Annotated in this window: 25 protein-coding genes; 17 read left to right on the top strand and 8 right to left on the bottom strand. The window is 67.0% G+C overall.

From position 1 onward, the window contains the following. The first annotated feature begins 75 nt into the window (after positions 1-75). Positions 76-921: an SDR family oxidoreductase gene (locus R2733_23950; GenBank protein MEZ5379576.1), complete on the top strand. Its 846-nt coding sequence runs from the start codon at positions 76-78 to the stop codon at positions 919-921. 16 nt (positions 922-937) lie between these two features. Here R2733_23950 and R2733_23945 read toward each other — a convergent pair whose 3' ends face one another. Beyond that, positions 938-1,765, bottom strand: coding sequence for a DUF2202 domain-containing protein (locus tag R2733_23945; protein ID MEZ5379575.1), 828 nt, complete (start codon positions 1,763-1,765; stop codon positions 938-940). A 186-nt stretch (positions 1,766-1,951) separates the two neighbouring features. On the opposite strand from R2733_23945, the gene R2733_23940 reads away from it, so the two are divergent. Both R2733_23940 and R2733_23935 read left to right on the top strand, forming a co-directional pair. Continuing rightward, positions 1,952-2,650, top strand: a complete 699-nt coding sequence (locus tag R2733_23940) for a response regulator transcription factor (GenBank protein ID MEZ5379574.1) — start codon at positions 1,952-1,954, stop codon at positions 2,648-2,650. Beyond that, positions 2,647-3,741, top strand: a complete 1,095-nt coding sequence (locus R2733_23935) for a HAMP domain-containing sensor histidine kinase (protein MEZ5379573.1) — start codon at positions 2,647-2,649, stop codon at positions 3,739-3,741. The genes R2733_23940 and R2733_23935 overlap by 4 nt, the downstream gene beginning before the upstream one ends. A gap of 3 nt (positions 3,742-3,744) precedes the next feature. Here R2733_23935 and R2733_23930 read toward each other — a convergent pair whose 3' ends face one another. Further along, positions 3,745-4,563, bottom strand: a complete 819-nt coding sequence (locus R2733_23930; protein ID MEZ5379572.1) for a PGPGW domain-containing protein — start codon at positions 4,561-4,563, stop codon at positions 3,745-3,747. Between the two features lie 82 nt (positions 4,564-4,645). On the opposite strand from R2733_23930, the gene R2733_23925 reads away from it, so the two are divergent. Next, positions 4,646-5,392: an alpha/beta hydrolase gene (locus tag R2733_23925; GenBank protein ID MEZ5379571.1), complete on the top strand. Its 747-nt coding sequence runs from the start codon at positions 4,646-4,648 to the stop codon at positions 5,390-5,392. A 46-nt stretch (positions 5,393-5,438) separates the two neighbouring features. On the opposite strand, the gene R2733_23920 is transcribed toward R2733_23925, so the two are convergent. The 3 genes from R2733_23920 to R2733_23910 all read right to left on the bottom strand — a co-directional run bounded on the left by R2733_23920 (position 5,439) and on the right by R2733_23910 (position 7,930). Further along, positions 5,439-5,891: a PA2169 family four-helix-bundle protein gene (locus tag R2733_23920; GenBank protein ID MEZ5379570.1), complete on the bottom strand. Its 453-nt coding sequence runs from the start codon at positions 5,889-5,891 to the stop codon at positions 5,439-5,441. 119 nt (positions 5,892-6,010) lie between these two features. Then, a complete protein-coding gene (locus R2733_23915; GenBank protein ID MEZ5379569.1) occupies positions 6,011-7,399 on the bottom strand; it encodes a trehalose-6-phosphate synthase in 1,389 nt (462 codons plus the stop codon). 93 nt (positions 7,400-7,492) lie between these two features. Next, complete coding sequence (locus R2733_23910; GenBank protein ID MEZ5379568.1) at positions 7,493-7,930, bottom strand: DUF1992 domain-containing protein; 438 nt, start codon at positions 7,928-7,930, stop codon at positions 7,493-7,495. Between the two features lie 98 nt (positions 7,931-8,028). On the opposite strand from R2733_23910, the gene R2733_23905 reads away from it, so the two are divergent. Beyond that, a complete protein-coding gene (locus tag R2733_23905) occupies positions 8,029-8,835 on the top strand; it encodes an enoyl-CoA hydratase-related protein (protein ID MEZ5379567.1) in 807 nt (268 codons plus the stop codon). Positions 8,836-8,867: 32 nt separating this feature from the next. Here R2733_23905 and R2733_23900 read toward each other — a convergent pair whose 3' ends face one another. Next, entirely contained in the window at positions 8,868-11,099 is a 2,232-nt protein-coding gene (locus tag R2733_23900) for an FdhF/YdeP family oxidoreductase (GenBank protein MEZ5379566.1), read from the bottom strand. 296 nt (positions 11,100-11,395) lie between these two features. On the opposite strand from R2733_23900, the gene R2733_23895 reads away from it, so the two are divergent. The 5 genes from R2733_23895 to R2733_23875 all read left to right on the top strand — a co-directional run bounded on the left by R2733_23895 (position 11,396) and on the right by R2733_23875 (position 14,675). After that, positions 11,396-11,644: a hypothetical protein gene (locus R2733_23895; GenBank protein MEZ5379565.1), complete on the top strand. Its 249-nt coding sequence runs from the start codon at positions 11,396-11,398 to the stop codon at positions 11,642-11,644. Positions 11,645-11,662: 18 nt separating this feature from the next. Continuing rightward, entirely contained in the window at positions 11,663-12,256 is a 594-nt protein-coding gene (locus tag R2733_23890) for a hypothetical protein (GenBank protein MEZ5379564.1), read from the top strand. Positions 12,257-12,282: 26 nt separating this feature from the next. After that, positions 12,283-12,747 carry an NUDIX hydrolase gene (locus tag R2733_23885; GenBank protein ID MEZ5379563.1) on the top strand — a complete coding sequence of 155 codons (465 nt, stop codon included), beginning with the start codon at positions 12,283-12,285 and terminating at the stop codon, positions 12,745-12,747. Between the two features lie 22 nt (positions 12,748-12,769). Beyond that, positions 12,770-13,138, top strand: a complete 369-nt coding sequence (locus R2733_23880) for an FKBP-type peptidyl-prolyl cis-trans isomerase (GenBank protein ID MEZ5379562.1) — start codon at positions 12,770-12,772, stop codon at positions 13,136-13,138. An 82-nt stretch (positions 13,139-13,220) separates the two neighbouring features. Continuing rightward, positions 13,221-14,675 (top strand): phosphatase PAP2 family protein, encoded by a 1,455-nt coding sequence (locus R2733_23875; GenBank protein ID MEZ5379561.1) that lies wholly within the window; start codon positions 13,221-13,223, stop codon positions 14,673-14,675. A 5-nt stretch (positions 14,676-14,680) separates the two neighbouring features. On the opposite strand, the gene R2733_23870 is transcribed toward R2733_23875, so the two are convergent. Then, positions 14,681-14,983, bottom strand: a complete 303-nt coding sequence (locus R2733_23870) for a hypothetical protein (GenBank protein ID MEZ5379560.1) — start codon at positions 14,981-14,983, stop codon at positions 14,681-14,683. A gap of 79 nt (positions 14,984-15,062) precedes the next feature. Between R2733_23870 and R2733_23865 the strand changes: the two genes are divergently transcribed. From R2733_23865 to R2733_23835, 7 genes are all read left to right on the top strand, one after another. Further along, positions 15,063-15,785 (top strand): hypothetical protein, encoded by a 723-nt coding sequence (locus R2733_23865; GenBank protein MEZ5379559.1) that lies wholly within the window; start codon positions 15,063-15,065, stop codon positions 15,783-15,785. 295 nt (positions 15,786-16,080) lie between these two features. Further along, positions 16,081-16,608, top strand: coding sequence for a universal stress protein (locus tag R2733_23860; protein MEZ5379558.1), 528 nt, complete (start codon positions 16,081-16,083; stop codon positions 16,606-16,608). 72 nt (positions 16,609-16,680) lie between these two features. Next, the gene (locus tag R2733_23855) at positions 16,681-17,220 is read left to right on the top strand and encodes a sigma-70 family RNA polymerase sigma factor (GenBank protein ID MEZ5379557.1); all 540 of its coding nucleotides are present in this window, start codon (positions 16,681-16,683) and stop codon (positions 17,218-17,220) included. Beyond that, positions 17,195-18,604 (top strand): hypothetical protein, encoded by a 1,410-nt coding sequence (locus R2733_23850; protein MEZ5379556.1) that lies wholly within the window; start codon positions 17,195-17,197, stop codon positions 18,602-18,604. Before R2733_23855 ends, R2733_23850 begins: the two co-directional genes overlap by 26 nt. A gap of 111 nt (positions 18,605-18,715) precedes the next feature. Beyond that, the gene (locus R2733_23845) at positions 18,716-20,029 is read left to right on the top strand and encodes a hypothetical protein (protein ID MEZ5379555.1); all 1,314 of its coding nucleotides are present in this window, start codon (positions 18,716-18,718) and stop codon (positions 20,027-20,029) included. Between the two features lie 27 nt (positions 20,030-20,056). Further along, complete coding sequence (locus R2733_23840) at positions 20,057-20,659, top strand: hypothetical protein (protein ID MEZ5379554.1); 603 nt, start codon at positions 20,057-20,059, stop codon at positions 20,657-20,659. 127 nt (positions 20,660-20,786) lie between these two features. Beyond that, positions 20,787-21,968: a winged helix DNA-binding domain-containing protein gene (locus tag R2733_23835; GenBank protein MEZ5379553.1), complete on the top strand. Its 1,182-nt coding sequence runs from the start codon at positions 20,787-20,789 to the stop codon at positions 21,966-21,968. Here R2733_23835 and R2733_23830 read toward each other — a convergent pair whose 3' ends face one another. Further along, a complete protein-coding gene (locus R2733_23830; GenBank protein ID MEZ5379552.1) occupies positions 21,969-22,871 on the bottom strand; it encodes an SDR family NAD(P)-dependent oxidoreductase in 903 nt (300 codons plus the stop codon). Positions 22,872-22,874: the final 3 nt, after the last annotated feature.

Here is a 22,874-nt window from a genome sequence, read left to right as displayed (position 1 = left end):
ACCCCACCGAGTGGTCGAGTGCGCGGGTGCGCCGCTGCGATGGACGAACTCCAACGGTTCTGCGATGGTGACGGCATGACTGCAGCTCCCTCCCATCTCGTAGGCCGAACCGTCATCGTCACCGGCGCTGCCGGCGGGTTCGGGCGCCTGGTATCGCAGAAGGCAGCGGCCCGTGAAGCGCACCTGGTGTGTTGCGACCTCGATCAGGAGCGGCTCGACGAACTGGTCGGCGAGATCCGCGACGCCGGGGGCTCGGCCATCACCGCAGTTGCCGACGTGACCGACCTCGCCGCCATGAAGGCGGTGGTCGCGACCGCCGTCGATCAGTTCGGTGAGGTCGACGTCATGGTCAACAACGCCGGGGTCATGCCGCTCGCCTTCTTCTCCGATCACGAGGCGGCCGCCGACGCGTGGAGCCGATGTATCGACATCAACATCAAGGGCGTCTTGAACGGCATGATCGCCGTGTACGACCAGATGTCGAGCCAGGGGCGTGGCCACGTCGTCAACGTGTCGTCGATCTACGGCAACTTCCCGGTTGTCGGCGCTGCGGTCTACGGCGCCACCAAGGCGGCGGTCAACATGATGTCGGAGGCGTTCCGCGTCGAGACCCAAGGCCAGATCAAGGTCACGATCGTCAAGCCGACGGGCGTTCCGGGCACCGGATTGGGCGGCGGGGTCATCAACCCGGCGGCGATCACCGGCATCCTCGGGCAGAACACCGCCGAGTACCTGGGCGTGATGCAGGCACTACGCGAAGGGACCGCCGGCGCCGAGGCACTCGACGCCGACGATCCGGCCTACGCCGCTCTCGAACCCGTGTACATCGCCGACGCCATCCTCCACGCCATCGACCAACCGTGGGGTGTGGCCATCGGTGACATCACGGTGCGGGCGACGGGCGACCGCTACATCCTCTGACTGCCAACGGAGGCCGTCAGCCGTTGCGGCGACCGTTGCCGCCGTTGCCCTGGCCCTGACCGTTGCCGTGTCCCTGGCCACCGCCGTTGCCGTGTCCGCCGCTCTCGTGCATCGAGCCTTCGGAGAGGGCGCCACCACGCTCGGTATCGGTGGAGACGATGGCGTCGTAGGCGTCGGCGTCGAGATACACCGGCTCGTAGTCGACGCCGACCCGGTCGAGCTGCCGCACGAAGGCTCGCAGATGGTTACGAGATCCCCGCTCCAGCTCGGCGTACACGAGGGCGATGTCGGCATTGGTGCTGGCCCGATCCCGCAGGTCCTCGATGTCGAGTTCTTCGATGAGAGCGCCCACCATGAGGGCCTCGACCTCGGAGACCAAGCCGCGGGCGACCAGGTCGTCATACAGCGACTGCAGCACGGGGTCGGAGAACTCGCCGACCGCCAGCGTGGTCGCCGGGTCAGCGATGCCGTAGCGATCGAGGAGTTCGGCCACCCATTCCTGGTGAGTGGTTTCGGCTTTCGAGATGTTGCTGAACACGTTCAGACCCCACTGGTCGTAGAGCGTGACGTAGACGTCGTAGGCGAGCTTCTCCTCCTCCCGCATGTAGACCAGCCCGGCGATCTCCTCCTCGGTCAGGTCGGCCACCGGGTAGGCGTCGAGAGCATCGCTCAACGACACCGGCTGGGACGAGGTGGCAGCGGTCAGCGTGGCGTCATCGACAGTCTCGGCCGCCACGGTGGTGACGGGGTCGGCACCGCTGGCACCGACGTCGGGGGTCGTACAGGCGCCGGCGGTCAGGGCCAGCGTGAGTGCGATGGCGGGGGTGAGCGTCGATGTGAACATGACGGGCTTCCTTTGCAGTTGGTTCCCGCCGACCCGGACTGGTCCGCCCGGACTCGAGAACTCGTTGGTTGACGAGTCCATTGGACGCCTTCCGCATGAAGCCCCGAAGCGGGCGGATGTGAAGCTGACGTGAAGCTGTCCGTCGGTCGTCCACTGGCCCTGGTCGGGGCACGTAGGATCGGTCACGTGGCCACTGCTACCTCCATCCTGGTTGTCGATGATGAGGGCCCGATCCGCAAACTCATCAGCAAGTACGTCGAGGCCGAAGGGTGGGCCGCGATCACCGCAACCACCGGGGTCGAGGCGGTGGCTGCCGTACGCGAGCGCCGACCCGACGTCGTCATCCTCGACGTCGTGATGCCCGAACTGGACGGCATCGAGGCGCTGCGCCAGATCCGCAGCTTCTCCGATGTCTACGTGATCATGCTGACGGCTCGGGCCGAGGAAACGGATCGGCTCATCGGGCTGGCGGTCGGCGCCGACGACTACCTGTCGAAGCCATTCAGCCCCCGAGAACTGGTCGCCAGGATCAAAGCCGTCCTGCGCCGACCGAGAGCAGACCGTCCGACACCCGATGCCGTGCTCGGTGGCAACGGTCTCGACATCGATGTCGAGCAGCGCCGGGTCCGCGTCGACGACGCCGCCTGCGAGACCACGGCGCTCGAGTTCGATCTCCTCGTTGCCCTCGCCGAGCAGCCCGGTCGGGTGTTCTCCCGGCGCCAGCTGCTCGAGCGGGTCTGGGGATGGGACTACATCGGCGACGAGCGTGTCGTCGACGTTCACGTCCGAAATCTGCGCAAGGCGCTCGGGGACAATGCGACGAATCCCCGGTGGATCGGCACGGTGCGCAACGTCGGCTACCGGTTCGTCAGTGACCACGGATGAGCCGGTTCACCACGCTGCGAAGTCGGCTGCTCCTTTCGATGCTCCTGCTCGTGAGTGTCGTCGTCGCAACCGGGCTGATCGCCGTGCGGCTGTTGACGCCGTTGTTGTTCGATCGTGGTCTCCATGCGGGGAACGTTGCCGGACTGCAGCGAGGCCGAGGGCCGGTCGTGTCGAGCGAGATCGAGGCCGCCTATGACACCGCGCTGACCCAGTCGGTGCTGATTGCGGGTGCCGTCGGACTCGTCACGGCCACGATGCTCGCCCTGGTGTTCGGCCGGCTGCTCCTGCGCCGCCTCGGTCCGATGCAGGTGGCGGCCACCCGACTTGCCTCCGGCGACTATGACCACTGCGTTGACGTCCCACCGGAGGCCGAGCTGGCCGACCTTGCCCGTTCGATCAACACGCTCGGAACGTCGCTGGCGAAGACCGAGGAGTCGCGGGCCCGGTTGATGTCCGACGTCGCACACGAACTCCGGAATCCCCTCACCACCATCGAGGGGTACCTCGAAGGACTGATCGACGGCGTCCTCACCCCCGATGCAGAAACGCTTGGCGAGATCGCCGACGAAGCGCACCGGATGAAGCGCATCACCGAGGACCTCTCCTTCATGTCGAAGGCCGAGGAGGGAGCGGCGACGTACCAGATGGCGTTGCTCGATCTGGCGGAGCTGGCGAGGAAGGCGGCAGCGCGCATCCAACAGGCGTGCGAGGCCAAGGGGCTGACGCTCGTCGTCGTCGCCGACAACGCCGTGCCCGCCCACGGCGACGCGCTCCGCCTGGCCCAGGTCCTCGACAACCTCCTCCAGAACGCGGTGGCCCACACGCCACCCGGCGGGACGGTCACGGTCGAAGCCCGTCGATCCACCGACGGAAGCGAGGTCGCGGTGGTCGACACCGGCGACGGTCTCGCTCCCGACCAGCAGCAGATCATCTTCGAGCGGTTCGTGCGCTTCCGTGAAGGCCCGGGGCTCGGGATCGGGTTGAACATCGCCCGTTCGATCGCGTCGGGCCATCACGGTCAGCTGACCGCCGAGAGCGCCGGGCCCGGGAGCGGGTCCACGTTCCGGCTCGTGCTCCCGACGGCGGTCTGAGGGTCAGCTCGTCGTTGCCACGGTGAGTGTGATGTCGCCAGTTGCTCCGGTCGTGGTGATGGTCGAGAGTCGGTTGTCGGCAAGGAACCACGACACGATGCCATCGGTCGAGTAGCCGAGTTCGAGCCGACCGCTCCCGGCTGCTTCGACGAACCGCTGGACGGACGGGTCATCGCACGTCCAGGTTTGATCGTCGACGCCCAGTACCTCGACGCTCTCCTTCGACCGCTCGCCGACCGCCAAGGCGACCGGCTCGCAGGTGTCGGATCGGAGGGTGACGGGGCCGACGTCGGGGAGGTCGACTTCGATGCCGGGGTCGGCGACCGGCACCGACAGGATCGGATCGCTGAGTTCGGTGGCGACGTAGCTGCCGGCCTGGAAGTCATCAGAGCCTCGTGCGAAGGTCCACCACAGCGAGGCCGAGACGAACGCCAGCGTGATCAGGCCCATGGTGATCAGCGAGGATCGCGGGATCTTGCCGTCTTCGGGCACCCCCGGGACGCGTTTGCGGATGTAGCGGAGCAGACGATCGGCCCAGGCAACATCGCGTGACAGGATCGTGAGGCCGCCGGCGATGATGAGCCAGCCTGGCCCTGGGAGGGGAAGGGCGGCGATACCGATGAGCACGACGGTGAAGCCGAGCGTCATCCGAGCGACTCGGACCAGCGCGTGGGCCTTGGCTTCGTCGAGGGTCTCTTCGCGCTCACCGGTTTCGAGTTCGGCAGCGATCGCGGCTTCTTCGACCCGGTCCTTGAAGTGCTCGAACCGCTCACGCAGATGCTCGGGTTCGTGCTCGCCGGGGTGCGATGGGAGTGGGGGCATGTGGTGATCAGCGTCCGGTCGGGGTCGATTGGTTCCCAGTATGGTGGTTGAAGCCGAGGGCACCAGCGACGATGATGTCGCGATGTCTCGACCGATCGTCCTTGTTCACGGTGCCTGGGGTGGCGCTCACGGCTTCCGGAAGGTGCGCCCGATCCTCACCCGATCCGGGCTCGACGTGTTCACGCCGAGCCTGACCGGTATCGGCGAGCGGTCGCATCTCACCCATCCGGGCGTCAGCCTGTCCACGCACGTCACCGACGTCGTCAACACGGTCCTCTATGAGGATCTGGACGACATCGTGTTGCTGGGTTTCTCCTACGGCGGCATGGTCGTGACGGGGGCGCTCGACCACATCGGTGACCGAGTATCGGCGCTGGTCTACCTCGACGCCTTCGTCCCCGCCGATGGTCAGTCCCTGCTGGCGATCGTGGGCGGGCTGCTGGCGAACGCGCCGGCTACTTCGGGTCCGATCGCCATCGGCGACGACTGGCTCGTGCCACCGATCCCGAGGGAACTCGACGATCCGGTGGAGACGGCGTGGTCGAACGAACGCCGATCGATGCAGCCGGTGAAGACGTTCAGCGAAGCGGTGCGTCTTTCGAAGCCACAGGAGGCGTGGCCGTTCTCGTTGACCTACGTCAAGGCGACCGCCGACGCCAACGAGTCGCCCGATTCGGCGTTCTGGCAGGCGGCCCGTCACGCCGAGGCGTCGGACCGGTGGGCGTATCACGAGATCGCAACGAATCACCTGATCCCGACGACGCACCCCGACGACCTGGCGGCGATCCTCAGCCCGCTCGCGCTGGGAGAGCAGAGCGGCGAAGACTGAGGACCGCCGCGATCTGGACGGCCGCCGAAGCGGCCGAGTGCCGAGGTCAGCTCAGCGATGCCTGGAGCGTCTTGACCTCATCGGCGACGATGTTGACGGCCGCGAACTGGCGCTCCACGGTGGAGCGAAGGTCGATCGAGATGTCGCTGTCGAGCGCCTTGCGGTATTCGCTCACGGCATGTTCCTCGCCGCTGCGCGCCACGTCGAGAACACCACTCGCCGACGATCCGGTGACGGCGTCTTTGATGCTCATCCAGCCACGGTGCACGGCTGCCGCCACCGAGCCGTTCTCGTCGATGTCGTCACCGTAGGCTGCGGCCATGGACTCGAGCTCCTGGGAGAAGGCTGCTCGCTGGCGGCCGAACTCGGCGAAGCGTGTCGCCAGGTCGGGCCGATCGGTGCCGGCAAGGCGCTCGGCAGCCTCGGCAAAGCCCCTGCTTCCGTCTTCGAGGGTTTCGATGAGATCGGTGGTGACCTTCCGGTCGGTTGAGGTGCTCATGTCTGCTCCTTCACGTCGGCGATAGCGGGCGCTCCGGGTGGGGAGCGGGCCAACGAGTGGCGCTGTACCCGTGGATCGCGGTCACAAACGTGGAGGTACGGATGCTCGCGGGCGATGGCTCACGCAACCCCGGCTGCACCGGCCAGGCGATCGAGACAACGGGTGACCCAGGTGGTGCTGTCGAGTGAGCGAGCGACGGCGGCGCGACGCTCGGCCGACCCTCGGTCGGGAGAATCGGGGTCGGCGATGACACGCCGGAGCGCGGCGGCAATGGCGAGGACATCCGACGCATCGACGGTCACGCAGTGCCAACCGAGATGATGCGACGTACCGGTGCCATCGCTGAGGATGAGGACACACGGTCGGTCGTGATTGGCCAGCGAGTACTCGACGGCCACCCGATTGAAGCCGTCTCTGACCGGGGTCACGAGCGCAACGTCGGCGGCGCGGTAGAGGGCGGCGAGTTCTCGAGGCGACGGAGGTGAGGACACGATGTCGATCACGTCGAGACCGTCGGAGCGACGATGGGCGCCATTGATCCGGGTGGCGATCTCCTCCAGCTGGGATTGCAGGAACCGATGGGTGGGGCCTGCGAGCGACGTCGGGAGGGCAATCTGCACGAGTCGGAGGTCGTCGGCGCCGAGTGCACCCGATTCGAGCAAGGTCTCGATGGCAAGGAGCTTGTGGATCACTCCGGCGCTGTAGTGCAGGTGATCGACCCCGACGGCCAGGACGCCGCCGGGCAGGCGGAGCTTGGAGCTGAGCGCGGCCACCACCGGGTCGTCGAGCTGCCGGAGCCACGCTTCGGTGTCGATGCCGACCGGTTCGACGTGGATCTCAGGGAGATCGTCGTGCGCCAGTCCGCTGGCTGCAAGCATCCGCTGCACGCTGACCGCATCTGCGTCGGTCTGCACACCGATGACGTCGGCGGCCGCCACACGTCTCGCGAGCTCGACCGCGGACGACAGGGTGGCCATCGTGTCGCCGTCCACGGCGGTGTGGCAGAACACCCCGATCTGGAGATCGGGTCGGAGTTCCCGCAACAACCGCGGCACGCCGAGAAAATGTCGACCGTGCATCCACACCGAGGTGCCGACAGGCAACTGGTTGGCCAACATACGAGCCACACGATCGCTGAGTTGCTCGTACGCCGACCACCACGAGTCCCGCACTTCGATGTTGTCCCGCAAACCGTGCAGTGCCGGCCACAGGGTCCGGTCGGCGAAACCCTCGATCGCCTCGGCGATCTCGGTGCGGTGAACCACGATCGTGTGCAGGGACAGGTCGCCGCTGGGGGGCGGCGGTTCACGGTGGGTGGCGAACCCGTACCAGTGCGCACGTGTGCCCCGCAGTGAGGTGGCGACGTCGTTCACCAGGCTGCTGCTGTTGCGCTGCCAACCTTCGGCCGCGTCGTAGACGGCAGGGAGCTGGAACGAGACGATGCAGATCGGAGCTCGACCACCGGAGGGTGACGCGGTAGACGCATCGCCAACGTCCGTTGTCTCCATCGCGCCTCCCGGTCGTGCGGTCGGCGGCGGTGCCGACCGGGTCGGTGCCTACCCGGTTGCGATGAGAGCGAAACCGGTCGTCCGACGCACCGGTCAGAGCAGACCCCAGCGACTCCGCTGTTCTCGCTTGGTGCGACGGAGTCGGATCCACAGGCCGATGGCTTCGTGAACATCGACCAACTCGACGTGGTGCTCGGCGTCGACCGACGAGCGATTGTGCGCTCGGATCTGGGCGTTCAGCTCGTCGAGTTGGGCCCGGAGCACGGCGACGTCGTCGTGGTGGAGGGCCTGGTTGCGGACGGCTCGTCGGTGCTCACGCACCTCTTCGGCCGTCTGTCGCCGCTGCTCGGTCTCGATCCACCGGCTCGCCCACCAACCTGCAGGCCGCTCGGTGTCGAGGTCGGGCAGGGGGCGCCCATGGCCGGCCAGGTTGTCGAACTGACCCCGCCGTTGGCCCTCTCGAATCGCCCTCTCGGCCAGGCTTTCGATCTGGGCGACGCTGTCGAACAGCTCCGGTGGTTCTCCAGCCATCGCCGAACAGTAGCGGCACCAACACGATGGGCGATGGTCGGGCCATCGTCGGCGTTGGCCATCTGAAGCGTCGGTCGAGCCTGGACTATGAAAGGGCCATGCACACCTTCGACGAGACCCTTTGCACCTACGAGGTCGACGACAACGTCGCCACCATCGCCTTCAATCGCCCCGACCAGATGAATGGGATGACCGGCGACATGGAGGTCGCCTACTTCGGACGGCTGCTCCAGGCGCAGGCCGATCCATCGGTTCGGGTCATCGTCGTGACCGGCACCGGCCGCGGCTTCTGTCCCGGCGCCGACCTCGCACATCGCCCCGGCGAAGGCCAGGAGCCACTCCCGAATGCCATTGTCTCCACGCGCACGCCACTCGAGATCACCAAGCCAACGATCGCCATGATCAACGGTGCCTGCGCCGGGGTCGGCCTGGCCTACGCCCTGCAATGCGACTTCCGCGTCGCTGCTGCCGGGGTGAAGTTCACCACGGCCTTCGCTCGCCGAGGCCTCATCGGCGAGTACGGCATGCCCTGGCTGCTCCACCAGATCGCCGGGCGGGCGACCGCTCTCGACCTCCTCATCACGGCTCGGGTGTTCCTCGCCGACGAGGCATTCCGCCTCGGACTCGTCAACGCCGTCGCCGAGCTCGACGACCTCCGCTCTACCGTGATGGCGTTGGCCTCCGACATCGCCGCGAATGTCTCACCTGCGTCGGCGGCTGTCGTCAAGTACCAGGTGACCACCCAGTCGGAGATGGACGCCCACCGGGCGATGGACCAGTCCGACGATCTCATGCGCCAGTCACTCAAGGGTCCCGACGTTGGTGAGGGCATCGCCAGTTTCCTCGAACGACGACCGGTCGCCTTCCCACCGCTCGGCGAGGGCACGACCTTCGACCTCGGCTGAGACCTGCCCCACGGCCGCTGTGCCGCCGCCAGTCAGCGACGTTCGAGGCGAATCGGGATCGATTTCGACGCCGGCGTTCGCACATTCGGATCGTGATGATCGAGCGGGATGAGCGCATTCGTCTCGGGGTAGTAGGCCGCAGCGGCGCCGGGTGGCGTCGGGTACTCGATGACGAGGTAGTCACGCACTCGACGCTCGGGGCCGGGGAGGTCGGTGATGATGTCGACCCGGTCGCCATCGGTCAGCCCGCGCGCCGCCAGGTCAGCACTGGAGAGCAGGATCACGTGGCGGTCGCCGCGAATCCCTCGGTAGCGGTCATCGTGACCGTAGATCGTGGTGTTGTACTGGTCGTGCGAGCGCATGGTCTGCAGCAGGAGGCGGCCGGCTGGTCGCTCTGGGCGGGTGATCGAGAAGTGGGCCTTGCCGTCGTCTGTGGGGAACCGCCGGTCGTCTCGCGGCGGGTGTGGGAGCTCGAAGCCGCCGGGTACCCGGACACGGCGGTTGTAGTCGGCGAAGCCGTGAATCGTCTCCGCCATGGCGTCGCGAACGAGGTCGTAGTTGTTGCGGAACTCGGCCCACGGAACCGGGTGATCGGTACCGAGGAGCGAGACGGCAAGCAGGCAGATGATCGCAACCTCGCTCTTCACGTCGGGGCCTGGCGGCGTGAGACCGCCACGAGACGAGTGCACCATCGTCATCGAGTCCTCGACGGTCACGAACTGGTCGGTGCCGTTCTGCTCGTCGAGGTCGGTCCGTCCGAGCGCTGGCAGGATGATGGACGTGTGGTCGGTTAGCAGATGCGACCGGTTCAGCTTGGTCGAGACGTTGACGACCAGCGGCGTCGACGCGAACGCCGCTTCGACGACCTCGGTGTCAGGTGTCGCTCGAGCGAAGTTGCCGCCGATACCGAAGAAGATCTGAGCCCGGCCATCGCGCAGCGCCCGGACCGACTCGACGGTGTCGTGGCCGGCAGCGCGAGGTAGATCGAGTCCATAGCGGCGCTCGAGGGCCTCGATCGCCTCGGGCTGGACCTGTTCCCAGATGCCAACCGTCCGGTTGCCCTGCACGTTGCTGTGGCCCCGCACCGGGCAGAGTCCGGCGCCGGGTCGACCGATGTGGCCACCAAGCAGTGCGAAGTTGACGATCTCGTCGATCGTCGCCACCCCGTTGCGGTGTTGGGTGACCCCCATTGCCCAGCAGATGATCACACGGTCGGACCGAGCGAGCAGGTCGAACGCCTCGGCGACCAGCGCTGCGTCGAGGCCGGTCATGGCGAGGAGCTCGTCGTGGTCGGCATCGGCGACGTGGTCGACGAAGGCGTCGAATCCTTCGGTGTAGTGCTCGATGAATGCCCGATCGATGGTGACCTCACCGACACGCTCGCGCTGTAGCAGCATCGACGACCACAACTGGAACAACGCTTGGTCTCCACCGAGGCCGATCGGGAGGTGGAGGTCGGCCAACTCGGTCCCTCCGAGCACCAGTCCTCGAACGGTCTGGGGATTGTCGAAGCGGCGTAGCCCCGCCTCGGGAAGCGGGTTGACGGCGATGATGCGAGCACCGTTCTGCTTGGCTCGTTCGAGGGCGGTCAGCATCCGTGGATGGTTGGTGCCGGGGTTCTGGCCGACGATCACGATCGTGTCGGCCTCGTAGAAGTCCGTCAGTCGGACCGTCCCCTTGCCGATTCCGATCGTTCGATCGAGGGCGCGGCTCGTCGGCTCGTGGCACATGTTGGAGCAGTCCGGGAGGTTGTTGGTGCCATAGCACCGCACCAGCAACTGGTAGAGCCAGGCGGCCTCGTTGCTCGTGCGGCCCGAGGTGTAGAAGATCGCCCCGTTCGGGTCGCCGAGCGCGGTGAGTGAGGCGGCGATCTGAGCGATGGCCTCGTCCCAGCCAATCGGCTCGAAGTGGGTCGCTCCCGGGCGTTTGATCATCGGCTCGGTGAGACGGCCGGCACGACCGAGCCAGAAGTCCGAGCGTGTCCTCAGGTCGGCCAGGGAGTGCTCGGCGAAGAACCGGCGATCGGCCCGCTCCCTGGTCGCTTCCTCGGCGACCGCCTTCGCACCGTTCTCGCAGAACTCGGCTCGTTTGCGCTCGTCGGGTGCTGGGTCGGGCCAGGCGCAACCCGGGCAGTCGAACCCCTCGGGTTGGTTGATACGCAACAGCGTCCGTCCGGTGCGGACCGGGCCGAGGGCGTCGAGGCTGCGGGTCATCGTGGTGACGATCGCCTCCGCCCCGGCCGCCGAGGTGTGAGGTTCGCCCACACTCACCTCGTGTCTGCCAGGGTCGGGTCGGCGGTCGTCGTGCTCAGCTCGCTGCATGCCCCCGCATTACCCACTGGCGCAAGTGCCAATCCGCCGCAGACGCCAAATTTGCCAAGCAACTTTGGCGAGTTGACACCGCTGAGCGGAGCGAATTCTCCAAAGTTGGTTTGGCGGGGGTGAGGTCGGGGAGGACCTGGGCCTCACCAGTGAAGGAGTCCAACCATGGGCATCATCGGAATTGTCATCGCCGCCTTGGCGATCATTGGCCTCATTGCCGTCCTCCGAGGACGTGTGGCATGAGGAATCGACTTGCACGCTACGTAGGAACCGGCGTCGTCGTCGCAGGTCTCACCCTCGGTGCGGCTGCGTGCAGCGACGACGACGGTGATTCCACCGACATCGACAATCCGGTCGACGGCTTCGATGACCAGATCGACTCCGGCGCCGAGGAACTCGAGAACGAGATCGACAGCGAGACCAACGACGGTGCCACCGACGACGGCTCGATGGACGACGGCTCGACCGACGCCACCAGTGAGGGCTGATCACCAGCCGGCCGGTCGATGACCACGCGGTCGCCGACCACCACCTCCTCCACCTCACAGGAGGACGAGCTGCCCGAAGATCGGGAGGCTCGACGCGACGACCTTCGCCTGGCGCTGCTGGGCGGGGTCGTCGCCGCGTTGGTGGGCTTTGCCGGCATGGCCATCGTCGGTACCGCCAACTCGTTCCAGGCGCAGCGGCTGCTCGACGCCGTCCTTCCAACGGTCAGATTTGCCGCCTCCGCCTACGTGGCCGGCGGCGCCACGGTGCTGGCACTCATGCTGACGTTGCTGACCTTCTCCATCTCGCATGATCGCGAGTTCCGGGCCGAGCACTACGTGCGTATCCGCCAGATCGCTCAGCTGACGGTCGGCGTGATCGTCGGTTCGGTCATGCTGTTGATGTTCCTGAGCTTCCCGATCGGTGAGGCCGACGTCGAGCGGTCCTGGTACCTCTGGGTGTACTACGCCGTCCTGCTCGGCGGAGCGATCACCGGGGGCACCTTCATCTCGATCGTGTTGATGCTCTACTACGCCGTGCGAGAACTGATCGCCGTGGGTCAGAATCCGGAGCAGAGCGACCTGGTACTCGCTCTCGACGAGGGCGACGACTGACGGTCGGGCCGCCTAGCCTGCGACCCATGACGCGCTCAGGTGACGGATTCATGAGGTGTTCCGACGGGCACGTTCGATGGGGCATCTTCGGCGCCGCCGGTGTGGTCTTCATCGTGCGATTCCCCGACGGCCCGCGGGTGATGCTCCAGAAGCGGTCGGCGTTCGCTCACGAGGGAGGAACCTGGTCCTGCGCCGGGGGAGCGCTCGACGAGGGCGAGACGGCGCTCGAGGGCGCACTTCGCGAGGCATCGGAGGAGATCGGGCCGATTCCGGCCGAAGCGAAGGTCGTCGGCCAGACCGTGTTCCAACCGGCGGACGATTGGTCGTACACGACGTTCGTCGTCGAAGTGCCGGGTGAGTTCGGAGCCTCGATCAACTTCGAGACCGACGCCATCGCCTGGGATTCGCCCGACGAAGTCGAGCAGCGGCCGCTGCACGCCGGATTCGCCGCGGCGTGGCCCGATCTGCGGGCCATCATCGAAGCAGACTGACACCGCCGATAGCGTCGTCGCCATGACCAAGCCTGACGTCACCGTTCCCCAGGAAGATCCGCCCGCCGACCTGGTCGTCATCGACGACACCGTGGGCACGGGCGACGAGGCTCGGCCGGGAAGCCGGGTACGGGTGCACTACGTCGGTGTGTCCTGGTCGACCGGCAAACAGTTCGATGCGTCGTGGGACCGCAACGATCCGCTGCAGTTCAAGCTCGGCGTCGGCCAGGTCATCAAGGGCTGGGACGACGGCGTCGCCGGCATGAAGGTCGGCGGTCGGCGAACGCTCCACATCCCGCCCCACCTCGGCTACGGCTCGCAGGGAGCCGGCGGCGTGATCGCTCCCAACGAGACGCTGATCTTCGTGGTCGACCTGCTCGGCGTCAGCTGAGGTCGGGCGGGGCCGGCTCGCTCCGTCACCGTCGAGGTTTGCTCGCTCGCTCCGTGGGCACCACGCCTCGATGATCGCTCGAGTGTCCACTGCTGCTGCCCTCGTTCGTGCCGTCGCCGACGCCGACCGGCGAGGGCTGCAGCTGGCCATGCGAGCACCATCGGCGACGGCACATCGTCGGCTCGCGTTGCTGACTCGTGCCGCCGACCATTCCAAACTGTGGGCGGCCGTCGCGCTCGCGGAGGCGGCGCTCGGTGGTCGAGCGGGACGGCGAGCAGCGCTCCGGGGCGTCCTCTCGATCGCCGCGTCATCGCTCGTCGTGAACGCCGGGCTCAAACCGCTCCTGCCCCGACACCGACCTGACGTCGTGGCTCGAGCACTTCCGTTCGTCCGCCGACCGGTGTCATCGTCGTTCCCCTCGGGACACAGTGCCTCCGCCGCAGCCTTCGCCGCGGCGACGGTGATGGAGCTGCCGATCGCGGCGCCGATCGTGGTCCCACTGGCGGGATTGTTGGGTTTGTCCCGGGCCACGACCGGTGTGCACTACCCGAGCGACATCGTCGTCGGCGCCGGCGTCGGTCTCGCGCTGGCGGGAGCAACGACTCGGATCTGGCCTCGCCTCGATCCCGACATCTCCACGCCGACGCCACAATTGCAGGTGCGGGAGACGAGACTTTGCGATGAGGGCGACGGCCTGGTGGTCGTCGTCAACGGATCCGCCGGTGACGGTCGATACGACGACGATGTCGCAGCGATCTCGGCCGCCCTTCCTCGGGTCGACATCGTCGAGGTGGACGCCGACGATCCGCTCGACGAGGTATTGGCGAAGGCCGCCGCCCACTGCCAGGCGCTCGGGGTGGTCGGGGGTGACGGCACCATCAGTGCTGCTGCCGATGCGGCAATTGCCGCCGACGTCCCGCTCGCCGTCTTCCCCGGTGGGACGCTCAATCACTTCGCCCGAGACCTCGGTGTGGCGTCGGTGGACGACACGCTGGCGGCCATCCGGGCCGGCACGGTCGCCGCCGTGGACACGGGGACGATCGACGGCCACCGCTTCGTCAACACGGCGAGCTTCGGCACCTACAGCGAGTTCGTCGCTCGGCGCGAAGAACTCGAACCCGCCATTGGCAAGCGGCTGGCCATGGTGGTGGCCCTGGCCGAGGTTCTGGCGACGAGTGAGCCCATCGAGGCGTCGATCAACGGACGGCAAATGTGCGTCTGGATGATCTTCATCGGCAACGGGGTGTACCGGCCGATCGGTTTCGTACCGGCGGCTCGCGGTCAGCTTGACGATGGGCAGTTCGACTTGCGCATCATCGACGGCTCGGTCCTCTGGGCCCGCCTGCGGTTGGCGCTGGCGCTTCTCACCGGCCGCCTCGATCGTTCGCCGACCTACCACCAGGCGGCGGTCGATCACGTCACGGTGGCCACCGAACGCGGCGAACTCGACCTGGCGGCCGACGGTGAGATCTTCGGAGGCCGAGGGAACTTCGACGTCGACAAGCACGCCGCCTCACTCCTGGTGTTCGTTCCCTAGAGCGTTCAGGCCGCACCCAGCGAGGCGACGGCCCGGGCATGGGCCGTCGCAGCGACCCAGCTGGTGACGGACTGGGTCGCTCGATCGAACTGCGGTGCCTGCTGCCACAGCTGGACGAAGGCTCCGGCGGCGACGTCGAAGCGGCCCACTGCATCCTTCACGGTGAGCCCGACGATCCCGAGGACGAGCGGCGCCATCGCGTCGTAGAAGGCGGCGAACGCCGATTCGTCGCCCCGCTGGATCGCCATGACGATCGCATCGAGGTGGTCAGGGGAGAGGGGTTGCAGCACGCCCAGCGTGCTACCCACTGGCCGGACCTCCGAAACTGCCGCGTCTCCATCGGGGCCCCTTCGTATATCGGTGCCCACCCGCGCGAGTATGGCCCGCATGCCCAAGGTCTTGCGTTTGTTGTTGGTGCTCACCGTCCTCGCGCTCGCCGCGTCGTGCGGCGGTTCGAGCGATGGATTGGCGTCGGCCACCGACGCAACGACCGCCACCACCGGCGAGGAACGCCAGCCAACGACGACCACCGCGGGGTCCGAGACCACCGGGAGCGGTGACACCGACGCTGCGGACGACAGCGACTCGGAAGGCAGCAGCTCGGATGGCAGTGACTCCGATGGCAGTGACTCGGATGATGCCACCGACACCGGTGCCGCTACGGGTGCTGACGATGGGTCGTGTCTCGAGGGCGAGTGGGACATCACCGAAGACGAGTTGGCGGCCTACTACGCCGCACTCGGCGAGGCGTCGGGTGTGCCGATGACGGCAACCGGGTCGGCTCGGTTCGAGTTCCTCGATCAGCACTTCGTCTACAACGCCGTGTTCGAGCTCGAGATGGACCTCAGCGGCCAGATCGCCAACGCCGAGGCCGACGGCGTCGCCGAAGGAAGCTACGAGGCGAGCGATGGTGTCATCACGACCGAGCTCGAATCCAATTCGATGAACATCACGGTCAACGTCGGGGGGATGGAGCTCGACGCCGGCGATCTCGGTAGTGACATGCTCACGTCGATTCCCGTGAACGACACCACCTACAGCTGTGACGGCCCGACGCTCTACTTCCAGACCGGCGCCGATCCGCACCCGGTCAAACTGACCAGAGCTTGATCACACGATCGGCCGCTCGGGAGGGTCGTTGGGCACGAGCGGCTCAGGCGGATCCTGCGGCCCGATCGGCGGCGGCAGAGGCGACGGAGGTTCGATTGGGTCGGGCACCGGGGGAGCGGGCGAAGGGACGACGCCGGGATCAGGGCTGAGGGGATCGGGGATCGACATCATGTGCTCCTTGGATTGTTGCGGACGTGGGACCGGAGGCGAGCCGTCGACGCCCTACCCGTGTCGAGGGAACGACAACCCTCAGACTGGTTCCGTTTCGCCTGGCGGCGACGGGCATGATGGGTTCATGACCGACGCAGCCCCCAGCCCCACCGCCTCCAATCCCGCAGCCGATGCCCCAACATCGAACAGCATGGTGATCGTGCTCGCTGTCGCCGACGACGAGAGCTCGTGGAAGGCGGCCGAGTTCGCGGTCCGGATCGCAGACGAGCATGACACGGTGATCGTCGTGAACGTGGCCTCGGACCACGAGCCGATGCACCACCGGGTCCACGAGCTGCGCGAGCTCGATTGGCTAGGCTACGCGGCGCTCGCCCTCCTCCCGCCGGTGGCGCCCGTGATGCCGCCGCTCGAGCCCGATGACGAGCAGGCGGAGGCCACGATCACCCTGCCGGCAGCGGTGGCGGGTGAGGACGTCGTCGTCACGCACGGGGATCCGGTCGAGAAGATCTGTGAACTGGCAACGCAGGTGAACGCCGACCTCATCGTGGTTGGAACCAGCGACCCCGGCGTGTGGTCCCGTATCTTCAGCGGTGAGTCGGTGAGCCGCGGCGTGGTCGACCACGCTCCGTGCTCGGTGCTGGTGGTCCGATGACGAGCCGCACGGCATGAGCGCCGCGGAGGATGAGACGAGGGGGGTCGACGCCGTCAGACGTTGAACAGGGTGATGGAAGTGCTCGCAAAGCGTGCAACCACCGACCGTAAGGCCGGCAACACGCGCTCCTTCGGCGCGATGTACGACGTGTATGTCGACGAGGTGTACCGCTACGTGCACCGCCGCTGCCGCGATCACGCACTCAGCGAGGACATCACGCAGGAGGCGTTTCTGACGGCCATCCGTTCGACCGACGATCCGGACTCGCTCACCATCGCTTGGTTGCTCACCGTGGCGCGAAACCGGCTCATCGACGAGTTGCGACGACGAACCCGATACGACGAGCGGCTCCGTCTGCTCGGCGCCACGGCCACGGGTATGGAAGCCGTCGACCCGTCAGATCGACTCCGGGTGGAGGAGGCGCTCGATGAGCTGAGCACGGACTACCGACTCGTGCTCACGCTCCACTACATGGACGGCTTCACGGTCCCCGCACTGGCCGAACATCTCGGTCGATCGGTGAAGTCGGTCGAAGGGCTCGTCACTCGTGCCCGTCGCGAGCTGCGATCCCGTCTCGGGGCAACGCATGAATCGAGCAGCAATGGCGGATGAACTCGAGGTGCTCGTGCGCTCGACAGAGGGCGAGAGCCCTACCCCGGCGTTCGTCGCGAAGCTGCGAGCGGAGATCGAACGTGCATCGATCGACCCGGCGGTGCCGCGCGAGGTCGCTGGAGCACCGGCTGACGACGGACACCGTCACACCGGGCAACGCCCGAGGATCGCCGAACGTTTGGCCATCGCCGCCGTCGTCGCCGTCGTCGGCCTCCTGGCGGCTCGTCAATTCACTGTCGATGATCGAGCCGCCACGCACGCGGTCGCTGACGCAGGGGAGACCTTGGCTCCGCTGCGTGGCCAGTCCGTTGATGTCGAGCCGGGTACCCATCGTGTCGACACACTGGGCACGGCGTTCACGTTCGTCACCGATCGCCTCATGTCGTTCAGCGCACGCCGCAACGGCATGGTCGAACTCGCACACGTCGGTTCCCAGGGAGCCGACGACCGCACCATCCTCTTCTCCCGGCTATCGAGGTGGAGCGACCCATCGACGGGCGAGACGCCGCCAAGCGAAACAGACGCCGGCGACACGCCGCAGGACGCCGCCGAGTGGCTGGCGCGAGCGGAGCGCCAGGGCATCACGGCGACGAGGAGTGCGGTCGTGGTGGATGGTAGGGAGACAACCCGGCTCGATCTGGAGGTGCCGGAGCCGGTCTGCCCGCCGTTCCCCGACAATTGTCTACGCGTCGGCAGCAATGGCTCGTCGGACGAGATTGGTCTGCGCGGCGGCTCGATCTATCGAATGTGGATCATCGATCAGGGCGACGAGGACCCGATCCTCGTACGTGCGGCAGTTGACCGTCGCTCTGAGGTGACCTGGCTCGATGATGCCGAGCGCATCGTCGCTTCGCTCTCGCTGGGCGGCGTCGAAGCCAACCCGGTGCTCACGACGGGCGCTGGTGCGACCGACCTTCCATTCCTCGGCGGCATTCGAATCGAGCTGGCCCCGCGCTCGTACGCAACGCTGGAACCGTCGGGCCTCGGCCGGATCATGGTTCCGGACTGGTCGGCCGACACCGCATTCTTCACGAACCCGATCAGTGCCGACGGCGCGCCCGTGTCGTCGATCGATGCCCTCGTCGATGCACTGGAGTCAGAAGGCGTCGAGCTGCACGAATTCGCTACAACGTCGGTCGACGGGGCTTCGGCACGGGTGTTCGATCTGACCAGTTCGGACTCCGTCGAGCTCGCACTGTCGAACGATCGAACCTCGGTCTGGTCGGTGCCACCTCGCGGGCGACTCTGGCTCATCGAACACCTCGAGCGTGGCGTCGTTGTCGTCGTCGCCGAGGCGTTCGAGAGCGTCGACATCGTCCTCCCGCTGGCGATCGAGCAGACGGAGGCGCTGCTCGAATCGTTGCGCTTCGCTGCGGGCGACTGATCAGCGAGGGCGCATCGTCGAAGTTCCGTGAGGGGATTCGGCAGCTTCGATCGTCGAAGAGGTTGAGGACGGCAGGGCGCTGCGAATGGCAGCGCCGAGAGGGGAACCAGCATGACGCTGCTTCGGAACGTATCCATCGCACTCGCGCTCGGCTGCGCTGCATGTGCCAGCGACGATGTCGCACCGCTCGAGGCGGCACCGGCGGAGCAAACGACGGTTCCAGTCGACACCACGGCGACGACGGACCACGCTGACGTGGCGTCGAGCGACTCGACGATGTCCGCTACCCCCGACACCGGCCCGGCCTTCGATGCCGCCGCACCGCTGCTCGACGCTCGCCTGTCCCCAGTGGACCCAGGCACGTACCGAGTGGAGACCATCGGGACGTCCTTCAGTTTCTCCACCGAGGAGGAGCATTGGGTGCAGCTCAACGGCGGAGGAATGTTCGTGCTCTCCCATCCACGGAGCAACGGGCCCGACGACCGGGCGATCGTGTTCCTTCGGCTACCGAGCCTCGTCCACCCCGACGACCTGTTGACATCGCTCGACGGGAACATCGAATCGCTCGGAGCGTGGCCCGCGACCGACTTCGCCGGATGGCTCGATGCACTCCCGGATGCCTTCGTGGTGACCGATCAGCAGGAAACCCTCCTGGCCGGGAGGCCGGCGGTGTCGGCACAGGTGACGCTCGAAGGCGGCGATTGCGTTCCCGGCCGACCGTGTGTGATCTTCGCCATCAATCACGACTCGCTCCGGGCGAAGCTGTTCTCCCGCGAAGCCATCTATCGGCTCTGGATGGTCGACCAGGGCGATCATGACCCGCTCTTGGTGATGGTCGAGATCAGAGGCGAGGCGGACGCCGACTGGTTCGACACCGCTGACGACGTGTTGGCGACGGTCGCCTTCGATGAGCCCCAGCCGAACCCGGTCATCGAGATCCAGGGGCCGACCGAACTCGATCTGCTCGGAGGCATCAGCTTCGTTGTCGATCAGCCCATGGTGGTCGAGCGAGGCAGCGGCGGCTACGGCACGATCAAGGAGGCCTACCTGCCCGGGGGATCGGAGTTGCTCATCGCACCCAACGACCTCGAGGGGCACCCCATCGCCACGACCGACGACCTGGTCGACGTCCTCGCTGACGCGAAGTTGGTCGTCACCGAGCTCGATCCAACCGTCGTCGGGGGGCTTCCGGCCCGCGTGTTCGACGTCGCGAGTTCGAACGGTCCGCCCGTCGTGACGCGGAGCGCCATCTCGGCGTCGGCATGGCTTGCTCCGCCGCGCGGCCGGATGTGGGTGGTCGAGCATCCAGAAAGAGGGGTGCTGGTCATCACCGCCGAGTCGTTCCTTGCCTCAGATGAGGTCTTCGAAACGGCCCTCGCCCAAGGCGAGCAAATCGTCGAGTCGCTCGAATTCATCGAGCGGTGAGACCCAAACCAGCGAAGGGAAGCAACAATGTTCAAACAACTGATGGCAGCCACGGCGATCGTAGGATCGGTCCTCGCCCCAGCGGGCCTTGCCGGAGCCAGCGAGCATCGGCCGCTCGTCCAAGAGATCGGCATCGGGTTGGTCTACGAGACCTTCGACGAGACCGACAACCAGATGCTGTTCGTCGGTGGCAGCGTTGGCGAGTTCTGCGAGGACAATCCCGCAGATCCTTTCAATGCCGAGCCGGGCTCGGCGATGGCACGAGTGTTCGTGCACCGCGACGGCGCGGTGACGGTGAAGGCGACCAACCAGGAACAGCCGGCGTACCTCTATCGAACGGGTGCAGCGGGTGGGCCTCCATGGATCGAGGCGGTGTGCGCCGACATGGCGAATGGAGCCGAACCACCGGAGGCGTTCGCAACTGGCGCGGTCGCTCTGAAGCTCCGCGTCACCGAGCACTCGCCTGACTTGGTCGACGTGTTCAACTCGACGCGGGGGACGGTGACGAGTGCCGATGGAAGCAGGTTCCGGGTGCGCTCGAAGGCCGACTTCATCCTCGAGAACGGCATGCCGGCCGGCGACCCGACCGACTTCGTCGAGCTCGATGTGCGTCCGATGTGCCGACGCTGAAGCAGGTGCTCGCTGGTGGTCTCGCCGAGGACGTCGATCCTCGGACTCCGGGGGCATGATGGTGCCATGAGGCAGCCCGCTCCAATATCGCAACACCCGAACCCGCCGCGCCGGCAGGGCTGAAGCCATGCGGGAGATCGGCGTTGCCGAGCGACGAGCTCGGCTCGGGCGACGGCATGGGTTGGCGGATGAGGCCCGGTTCACCGGCGCTGTCGATGCTGCAACCGCCTTGTGGGGCCTCCACGCAACCGATCCGGTCTCGATCTACCTGTCGCTCCGGGCTCGCATCGACGGCTTCCGGCCGGAGCACCTGGAGACGGCCATGTACGACGAACACCGGGTGGTGAGGATGCTCGGCATGCGCCGCACGGTGTTCGTCATCCCGGTCGATCGTGCGGCGGTCATGCACCAGGCATGCAGCGCAAAGGTGGCAGCGACGCATCGCCGAGCGCTGGTCAAACTGCTCGAAGAGAACGGTAACGACCAAGCAGATGGCTGGTTGGCCGACCTCGAGCGGCGGGTCGTCGAGACGCTGACGACACTCGGCGCGGCGACCGCCGTCGAGCTGTCGGCCGCCGTCCCTGATCTCCGCACCAGTGTGTCGGTCTCGCTGGACAAGCCATACGGCGGCACAGGTGCCATCAACAATCGAGTGTTGACCCAACTCGCAGCCGATGGACAGATCGTGCGGGGACGCCCCACCGGCCGCTGGACGTCGACGCGCTACCGGTGGGAACCGGTCGGCCACTGGATCGACCAGCCACTCGACTCGGTCGACCCGACCGACGCCGAGGCCACGATGGCTGGCGAATGGTTGCGCACCTACGGTCCCGCCACCGAGGCCGATCTGCGGTGGTGGGCCGGGTGGACGCTCACCCAAACACGCCGGGCGCTCGCCACGATCGGAGCGATCGAGGTCGGTCTCGATGGAGCGGCAGGATGGGCCATGCCCGACGACCTCGATCCCGTGATCGATCCCCAGCCGTGGGTGGCGCTGCTGCCGGCCTTGGATCCGACCGCCATGGGGTGGAAGGACCGTGACTGGTATCTCGGCCCACATCGAGATGCCCTGTTCGACCGCAGCGGCAACATCGGACCGACCATCTGGTCCGACGGTCGCGTCGTCGGTGGATGGGCACAGCGGCCCGATGGCTCGATCGCCTGGCGGTTGCTCGAAGACCTCGGTCGCGACACCGAGGAGGCGGTCGAGCGCGAGGCCGGCGCAGTCGAGTTCTGGCTGGGTGACGTGCGGTTCAAGCCCAAGTTCCGGACACCGACCGAGCGCTCACTGCTCGAACCCGACGCGTGATCAGGTGGCCCGCTGTGGGCGGTTGAGCGGCGCCACCGCAGGAATCGATTCGAGCGCTTCCGCGAGGGCACCGGCTTCCCACGGATCGTCGCCGGCGGCGACGGCAAGATCGGTGTGGCCCCAGCTCTGTTGGAGCGTGATCTGCGATCCGAACACCCGGAAGATCTGTCCGGTGAACCGACAGGCCGGGCTGGCCAGGTAGACCGCGAGTGTGGCGGGGTGCGCCGGCTGCCATTTTGGATCGTCAGGGTCGATCCGACCATCGGCGCCGGGGACCGACAGCGTCATCCGGGTCGCAGCAACCGGTGAGATCGCGTTGGCGCGGACGCCGTAGCGGGCCAGCTCTTTCGCAATGATCTGGGTGAACGTCGCGATGCCCGACTTGGCGGCGCCGTAATTGGCTTGACCGATGTTGGCGTAGAGGCCCGAGCCGGAGGTGGTGTTCACGATGCGTCGTGGTTGGTCGTCACCCGCCTTGGACCGTTCGCGCCAGTAGCCGGCGGCGTGGCGGGTCGGCCCGAAGGTGCCCTTGAGGTGCACCGCCATGACGGTGTCCCAGTCGTCCTCGGTCATGTTGACGAGCATGCGGTCACGCAAGACGCCGGCGTTGTTGATCACGGCGTGCAGGTCGCCGAATGCGTCGATCGCCTGCTGGACCATCGCCTCGGCGTCGCTCCACGACGAGACCGAACCGGTGTTGGCCACGGCCTCGCCACCGTTGGCGATGATCTCGTCGACGACTGCCTGGGCCGGACCGGCATCGGCACCGGTGCCGTCGAACCCTCCGCCCAGGTCATTGACGACGACTCGAGCACCTTCCTGCGCCGCGATCAGCGCCTCATCCCGACCGATGCCTCGACCGGCGCCGGTGACCAACACGACCTCTCCGTTGAACAGACCCATGCC

The sequence above is a fragment of the Acidimicrobiales bacterium genome, from assembly GCA_041394265.1.
In the GTDB taxonomy this organism is placed as follows: domain Bacteria; phylum Actinomycetota; class Acidimicrobiia; order Acidimicrobiales; family SZUA-35; genus JBBQUN01.
Note: the sequence above shows the minus strand (reverse complement) of the source record. Positions and strands in the feature narration are given on the sequence as shown.

Excerpts from the sequence above, each read along its gene's own strand:
- R2733_23910 (MEZ5379568.1), bottom strand. The coding sequence starts at position 7,930 with ATGGCTGGAGAACCACCGGAGCTGTTCGACAGCGTCGCCCAGATCGAA.
- R2733_23835 (MEZ5379553.1), top strand. The coding sequence starts at position 20,787 with ATGCGGGAGATCGGCGTTGCCGAGCGACGAGCTCGGCTCGGGCGACGG.
- R2733_23930 (MEZ5379572.1), bottom strand. The coding sequence starts at position 4,563 with ATGCCCCCACTCCCATCGCACCCCGGCGAGCACGAACCCGAGCATCTG.
- R2733_23865 (MEZ5379559.1), top strand. The coding sequence starts at position 15,063 with ATGCCCAAGGTCTTGCGTTTGTTGTTGGTGCTCACCGTCCTCGCGCTC.
- R2733_23895 (MEZ5379565.1), top strand. The coding sequence starts at position 11,396 with ATGAGGAATCGACTTGCACGCTACGTAGGAACCGGCGTCGTCGTCGCA.
- R2733_23905 (MEZ5379567.1), top strand. The coding sequence starts at position 8,029 with ATGCACACCTTCGACGAGACCCTTTGCACCTACGAGGTCGACGACAAC.
- R2733_23855 (MEZ5379557.1), top strand. The coding sequence starts at position 16,681 with ATGGAAGTGCTCGCAAAGCGTGCAACCACCGACCGTAAGGCCGGCAAC.
- R2733_23860 (MEZ5379558.1), top strand. The coding sequence starts at position 16,081 with ATGACCGACGCAGCCCCCAGCCCCACCGCCTCCAATCCCGCAGCCGAT.
- R2733_23885 (MEZ5379563.1), top strand. The coding sequence starts at position 12,283 with ATGACGCGCTCAGGTGACGGATTCATGAGGTGTTCCGACGGGCACGTT.
- R2733_23830 (MEZ5379552.1), bottom strand. The coding sequence starts at position 22,871 with ATGGGTCTGTTCAACGGAGAGGTCGTGTTGGTCACCGGCGCCGGTCGA.
- R2733_23925 (MEZ5379571.1), top strand. The coding sequence starts at position 4,646 with ATGTCTCGACCGATCGTCCTTGTTCACGGTGCCTGGGGTGGCGCTCAC.
- R2733_23950 (MEZ5379576.1), top strand. The coding sequence starts at position 76 with ATGACTGCAGCTCCCTCCCATCTCGTAGGCCGAACCGTCATCGTCACC.
- R2733_23880 (MEZ5379562.1), top strand. The coding sequence starts at position 12,770 with ATGACCAAGCCTGACGTCACCGTTCCCCAGGAAGATCCGCCCGCCGAC.
- R2733_23845 (MEZ5379555.1), top strand. The coding sequence starts at position 18,716 with ATGACGCTGCTTCGGAACGTATCCATCGCACTCGCGCTCGGCTGCGCT.
- R2733_23840 (MEZ5379554.1), top strand. The coding sequence starts at position 20,057 with ATGTTCAAACAACTGATGGCAGCCACGGCGATCGTAGGATCGGTCCTC.
- R2733_23850 (MEZ5379556.1), top strand. The coding sequence starts at position 17,195 with ATGAATCGAGCAGCAATGGCGGATGAACTCGAGGTGCTCGTGCGCTCG.
- R2733_23935 (MEZ5379573.1), top strand. The coding sequence starts at position 2,647 with ATGAGCCGGTTCACCACGCTGCGAAGTCGGCTGCTCCTTTCGATGCTC.
- R2733_23945 (MEZ5379575.1), bottom strand. The coding sequence starts at position 1,765 with ATGTTCACATCGACGCTCACCCCCGCCATCGCACTCACGCTGGCCCTG.
- R2733_23915 (MEZ5379569.1), bottom strand. The coding sequence starts at position 7,399 with ATGGAGACAACGGACGTTGGCGATGCGTCTACCGCGTCACCCTCCGGT.
- R2733_23890 (MEZ5379564.1), top strand. The coding sequence starts at position 11,663 with ATGACCACGCGGTCGCCGACCACCACCTCCTCCACCTCACAGGAGGAC.
- R2733_23920 (MEZ5379570.1), bottom strand. The coding sequence starts at position 5,891 with ATGAGCACCTCAACCGACCGGAAGGTCACCACCGATCTCATCGAAACC.